The sequence below is a fragment of the Pseudoalteromonas sp. RB2-MNA-CIBAN-0110 genome (genome assembly GCF_040309305.1).
Taxonomy (GTDB): Bacteria; Pseudomonadota; Gammaproteobacteria; order Enterobacterales; family Alteromonadaceae; genus Pseudoalteromonas; species Pseudoalteromonas arctica.
On sequence record NZ_JBEOOQ010000323.1, the window covers coordinates 1 to 237 of the forward strand.

1 protein-coding gene is annotated in these 237 nt (G+C 36.3%); it reads right to left on the reverse strand.

What is annotated here, in order from left to right:
* On the reverse strand, positions 1-237 hold a 237-nt coding region (gene lptD / locus AAEY68_RS21675; protein ID WP_350586897.1), incomplete at both ends, for an LPS assembly protein LptD.

Below are 237 nucleotides of genomic sequence, written 5' to 3' on the forward strand. Positions count from 1 at the left end.
ATCAACACCTGAAAAGCGTGTGTCTCTAAATAAACCAAAAAAATCATCTTGTAGTTTGGCAGTATCAAATAAGCCAATATCAGATTGATCTTCATTAGGGGTATATAAATATTGTAGCTGTGGCTCTAAAGTTTGAATACCGTCATCAATAAAGTAGGAGGTTTCGCGCTCAAAATTAAGTTGTGTATACAAACGTACTTTTGGCAGTGTACGCGATACGCTTTCGCTGTATTGAGT